The following is a 4,964-nucleotide window of genomic DNA, read 5'->3' as shown; positions in this document are numbered from 1 at the left end:
CAGGAGGACTTCATGGACCGCACCGCAAACGCCGTCTGGAAAGGCAATCTGACGGAAGGCAAAGGCACGCTCGACACCCAGAGTGGCGCGCTGAAGGCCGCGCCCTACTCCTTCAAGGCGCGCTTCCAGGACGAGAGCGGCAAATCCGGCACCAACCCGGAAGAGCTGATCGCCGCCGCGCATGCCGGCTGCTACGCCATGCAGCTGTCGCACTTCCTGGCCGAAAACGGCACGCCGGCGGCCGAGCTCGACGCCAAGGCGGTGGTGACGCTGGTGCCCGGCACCGGCATCACCGGCAGCGCTATCACCCTGGTCGGCAAGGTTCCGGGCATCGACGCCGCCAAGTTCAAGGAGCTTGCCGAGAAGGCCAAGGCCGAGTGCCCGGTCTCGAAGGCGCTCGGCGCCATCAAGGTCTCGCTCGACGCCCGGCTGGGCTGAGACCCAGCAGGAGACAGCGACCGCCCTCGGTCTCAATCCCTGAGGGCGGTTGCACGAATATCCGACGGCGTCGCCTCGTAGCGGCGCCGGAACACCCGGTTGAAGTAGGAGAGGTCGTTGAAACCGGCCTCGAAGGCGATCGCCGTAATGCTGCGTCCGGCGTAGCGCGGATCGCTGAGCATGCGGTGCGCGCGCAGCAGGCGCTGGCGCAGCGTGAATTCCGACAGGGACGTGCCGTCGCTTTCGAACAGCTTGCGCACGTAGCGCGTCGAAAGCCGGTGACGCCGGGCGACTTCGTCGGCCGACAGGCCGCCGCCCTGGGCGGTGATGTCGGCCTTGATGGCGCGCAACCGCGCCACCCGCGCGCCGCGTCCGCGCGCGATTTCCACCGCATCCTTCGTACCGCCGACGGCAAGCGCGGCAAGGTCGAAGATATGCGTCGTCGCCATATGCAGTTCCTCCGGGCTGAGCCCGTCGCCGGCCTCCTGGACCGAATGCACATAGTCGATCAGCAGCCGCATGGCGCCGGTGTCCGTCGACAACGGCCGCATCAACACGGCGGCGGGATCGCCGATCAGCGGTGAAAGCTGCCTCAGCGAAAAGCTCACATTGGTGAAGCGGATACCGCCAGACTGAATGAGGTTGAGGCCCACCTCCTCCCCGCTCATCATCAGCGCGTAGCCGTTGCCGACCGGCTCTTCCCGGCCACGATGCCTCATCAGGCTGGCGCCGTCCTTCACCGCCAGCAGGATCAGGTCGTCGCTGTCGATCAGTCGGCTCGAATGATGCACCCGGAATGCCGAGCATGAGCCCGTTGCGATGCCGAGCCCCGGCAGGGCCCGCACCCGCATGTCGACGCGGGTCGGATCGAGCGGGTCGAGATCGACCTTCAGCACCGTGCGGCCATAGACCTCGCGCATGACCTCGACACGATCCCGCTCAGGAATCGTATTGGTCAGCAGCCTGAACGAAGCCGACGGCTCCCTCGCCGCAGTCATCGGCACCCCCCTGCCTCCGGCGACGATTCGCAACATCGCCACCACCATGGAGCAGGTTCGCGCCGTGGCCAAACCTGCTTCAGAGGGGCGCTGATATGCTCTGGCGCTGCTAAAACGTCAATACAGGGCCGTTTTGACCGCTTTAAGGGCCGTTTCGTCCAAGCTGCCTTTCACCGGCTGCGTCTAGTTTGCGGCGCGCTTCGACAAGCTGCGCCCATAAACAGCCGAAGGGGGTTTCATGTATCACCTGCAACTGTTCAAGACGCTGTCGCAACTGGCATCGGCGGGCTTCAACCCGCGCGTCTACCTTCTGTCCATCGCGCTGGGCCGGGGCGCGGCCGATCATCGCGACCTCAAGCTGCCACCGCGCACCGGCGAACGCCAACCTTAACGCGAGCAGCTGCGAACTACTGTGCGCCGCCCAAGGCTTCGATCTTCGCGCGCAGTGCGGCAACCTCTTCCTCGAGCATGCGTACACGCGCTTCCAGGTCGGAGTCGGACGACGCCGCGGGCTGCCAGGGTGCGGCGGCGGCAATCATCTCGACCGGTCCACCGAGCAGGTGGACATAGCGTTCCTCGCGCTGGCCGGGCGCGCGTTCCAGCAGCTGTATCAGCGGAGGCCGGCGGCCGATCATCAGGTCGAGATTGTCGCGCATCTCCTCGATCGAGGCAAAGCGCGTCATCCGTTCCGAGCGGGCAAGAAGCTCATGCGCGGTCTGCGCGCCGCGCAGAAGCAACAGGCCGATCACCGCGATTTGCGGCGTGGTCAGCGAAAAGCGCTGCGCCATCAGATGCTCGTAGCGCTCGACGCGCGAGGCGAACGCTTGGCGCACCAGGCCTTTCTGCTCCAGCGTGCTCAGCGCCCGCCTGATCTCTGTAAGCTCCAGCGCCATCACCGGCTCGCGCGCGGTTTTCTGGTTTGCCGCCTGATGCGCGCCATTGAGCGTCAGCGGATAGACGTCCGGCGTCAGTTCCTTCTTCTCGATCAAGGAGCCGAGCACGCGCGCTTCGACGGGGGAAAGGACGGGGAGATCGGTCATTGGCTTTCTGCTTCCCGGCGATAAAAGGCGGTCGCCAGGGCACGATTGCGCGAGTGCCGCGCCTCGTCCCTGGCCGATCCCGTCAGGTTCATTTCGTGATGACCATATCGCGCTTCGAGATAGCGCGCGATCTCGAAGGGGATAGCTCCGGTCCCCAGTTCGCGTGTCTCGCGCTTCTTCTCGATCAGCTGGCGGATTTCGCTGGCCGCTTGCGCCGGGATTTCGGTTTCGGCCAGGCAATCGACCATATTCATCGGCGGCAGCCTGGCAAAGTCGCGCTGCTCCATCCAGTCCAGCGCGATGATCGGACGGATCAGGTAGAACAGCTTCTTCAATTTTACTTCGCCGGCAAAGCTGCCGATCTTGGCGACATGCGAGCGCGCGAGGCCGAGATAGTGGCGCGAAACCCGGGCAGGATCGACGATCTCGGCCAGCAGGTCGAGGAGGCGATCGCGAAAGCCGGCCACCTCCTCATAGACGATCGGCGACTTGGCCCATTCGACGATCACCGCATTGCCGGCGAGCGCCAGAAGCAGCGCCTTGCGCAGATCCCAGCCGCCGGCATCGATCTGGCCCTCTATGGGGAACTCTATCACGTCGCGCGGCTGCTCTAGCGCCAGATGGTCGGCCACGGAACGGATATAGACGAAGCGGCAGTCGTAGTCGCTGTCCGGCGACGGAAAGCCCCAGGCGCGGCTGCCGCTTTCGATGGCGAACATGATTTTCGCGCCTTGCGCGCGGGCCATGTCCAGCCGTGCGCGGATCGCCGCGACGGCTTCCGGTTCGAAATCGGCAGGCAGCGACATCGCGGGGCTAGACGCGGCGCTCCACCATCATCTTCTTGATCTCCGCGATCGCCTTGGCAGGATTGAGTCCCTTAGGGCAGGTCTGCGCGCAGTTCATGATGGTGTGGCAGCGGTAGAGCCGGAACGGATCTTCCAGATTGTCGAGCCGCTCGCCTGTCGCTTCGTCACGGCTGTCGATCAGCCAGCGATAGGCCTGCAGCAGCACGGCCGGACCGAGATAGCGATCGCCGTTCCACCAGTAGCTCGGGCACGAGGTCGAGCAGCAGGCGCACAGGATGCACTCGTAAAGCCCGTCGAGCTTCTCGCGGTCCTCATGGCTCTGCAGCCATTCCTTGGCGGGCGTCGGCGAGACCGTCTGCAGCCAGGGCTGGATCGAAGCGTGCTGGGCATAGAAGTTGGTGAGGTCCGGCACCAGGTCCTTGATCACCTGCATATGCGGCAGCGGATAGACCTTCACCGCACCCGAAATGTCCTCGGCGCCCTTGGTGCAGGCGAGCGTGTTGGAACCGTCGATGTTCATGGCGCAGGAGCCGCAGATGCCTTCGCGGCAGGAGCGGCGCAACGTCAAGGTCGGATCGACCTTGTTCTTGATCCACAGAAGCGCGTCGAGGACCATCGGCCCGCAATCGTCCATGTCGACGAAATAGGTGTCCATGCGCGGGTTTTCGTCATCGTCCGGCGACCAGCGGTAGATGCGGTATTCGCGCAGATTGGTGGCGCCTTCCGGCTTCGGCCAGGTCTTGCCCTGCTTGATCTGCGAGTTCTTGGGGAGCGTGAGTTCGACCATTACCTGCGGTCCTTTCGGATGACGAGCTTCAGCCCGGACCAGATTTCGTTCACCGCGGCGACCTTGACGTCGACGAGGTCGCGCTTCAGCGCCTCGGCGCGGATCACGTGCTCGGTGACGTCCGTCGGCACTTTCGAGGCCTTCTTCGGCCAGGACACCCAGACCATGCCGTCGCGTTTGATTGCCGTCTCGATGCCGGCAAGGCCGTCCTCGACCTCGGCGCGCTGCCGGGTGAAGGCATGCACGGCGTCATACTTCTGGCTGCCCGAGATCGACGACCAACTGGGGAGTCGGTCGACGCCGGCAAAGGTCACGGCCTCCGCCAGTTCATCGAGTTCCGGCGGCAACGCAATGAAGGCGGCGACCATACCGTCCTTCAGGCCGAGCTTGGCCGGAAGGGGCGTGCCGGAATATCCCACGGCCGCCGGCGCCATGATCAGTATACCCGCGCCTTCGGCGCGATCTTGGCGAGGCTGATGCCGCCATCCTTTTCCGCCAGCAGCGGCTCGGTGTGCACAGGCCGGTAGGTGAGAGTCACCTTGCCGTCCTCGCTAAGATGGGCAAGCGTATGCTTGCGCCAGTTGGCGTCGTCGCGCTTGTCGAAATCCTCGCGCGCGTGCGCGCCGCGGCTCTCCTTGCGCGCTTCCGCGCCATAGACGGTGGTGATGGCGTTGGCCATCAGGTTTTCCAGCTCCAGCGTCTCGACCAGGTCGGAATTCCAGATCATCGAACGATCGGTGACCTTGATATCCTTGAGCTCGCCCCAGAGTTCCGAGATGCGCTTGCAGCCGTTCTCGAGCGATTCCTGCGTGCGGAACACCGCCGCGTCTTCCTGCATGGCCCGCTGCATCTTCTCGCGCAGCACCGCCGTCGGGATCGAGCCGTTGGCGTGGCG

The 4,964-nt window shown here is 64.8% G+C and carries 7 protein-coding genes and 1 pseudogene; 2 read left to right on the top strand and 6 right to left on the bottom strand.

What is annotated here, in order from left to right:
- Window positions 1-12 precede the first annotated feature (12 nt).
- Entirely contained in the window at window positions 13-438 is a 426-nt protein-coding gene (locus Q0L57_RS06000; protein ID WP_296739442.1) for an OsmC family protein, read from the top strand.
- A gap of 32 nt (window positions 439-470) precedes the next feature.
- Here the strand turns inward: Q0L57_RS06000 and Q0L57_RS05995 are convergent, their stop codons facing one another.
- Window positions 471-1,436: an AraC family transcriptional regulator gene (locus Q0L57_RS05995; protein WP_296739439.1), complete on the bottom strand. Its 966-nt coding sequence runs from the start codon at window positions 1,434-1,436 to the stop codon at window positions 471-473.
- 238 nt (window positions 1,437-1,674) lie between these two features.
- On the opposite strand from Q0L57_RS05995, the gene Q0L57_RS05990 reads away from it, so the two are divergent.
- Entirely contained in the window at window positions 1,675-1,827 is a 153-nt protein-coding gene (locus Q0L57_RS05990; protein WP_296739436.1) for a hypothetical protein, read from the top strand.
- Window positions 1,828-1,843: 16 nt separating this feature from the next.
- Here the strand turns inward: Q0L57_RS05990 and Q0L57_RS05985 are convergent, their stop codons facing one another.
- From Q0L57_RS05985 to Q0L57_RS05965, 5 genes and pseudogenes are all read right to left on the bottom strand, one after another.
- A complete protein-coding gene (locus Q0L57_RS05985; RefSeq protein ID WP_296739434.1) occupies window positions 1,844-2,476 on the bottom strand; it encodes a DUF480 domain-containing protein in 633 nt (210 codons plus the stop codon).
- The gene (locus tag Q0L57_RS05980) at window positions 2,473-3,282 is read right to left on the bottom strand and encodes a nucleotidyltransferase domain-containing protein (protein ID WP_296739432.1); all 810 of its coding nucleotides are present in this window, start codon (window positions 3,280-3,282) and stop codon (window positions 2,473-2,475) included. Before Q0L57_RS05980 ends, Q0L57_RS05985 begins: the two co-directional genes overlap by 4 nt.
- A gap of 7 nt (window positions 3,283-3,289) precedes the next feature.
- Window positions 3,290-4,069 carry a succinate dehydrogenase iron-sulfur subunit gene (locus Q0L57_RS05975; RefSeq protein ID WP_296739429.1) on the bottom strand — a complete coding sequence of 260 codons (780 nt, stop codon included), beginning with the start codon at window positions 4,067-4,069 and terminating at the stop codon, window positions 3,290-3,292.
- Window positions 4,069-4,503, bottom strand: a complete 435-nt coding sequence (locus tag Q0L57_RS05970) for a DUF3052 domain-containing protein (protein WP_296739426.1) — start codon at window positions 4,501-4,503, stop codon at window positions 4,069-4,071. The genes Q0L57_RS05975 and Q0L57_RS05970 overlap by 1 nt, the downstream gene beginning before the upstream one ends.
- A 2-nt stretch (window positions 4,504-4,505) precedes the next feature.
- Window positions 4,506-4,964: pseudogene (locus Q0L57_RS05965) on the bottom strand (succinate dehydrogenase/fumarate reductase flavoprotein subunit); the annotation flags it as partial.

The sequence above is a fragment of the Mesorhizobium sp. genome, assembly GCF_024509055.1.
Classification (GTDB): domain Bacteria; phylum Pseudomonadota; class Alphaproteobacteria; order Rhizobiales; family Rhizobiaceae; genus Mesorhizobium.
Note: the sequence above shows the minus strand (reverse complement) of the source record. Positions and strands in the feature narration are given on the sequence as shown.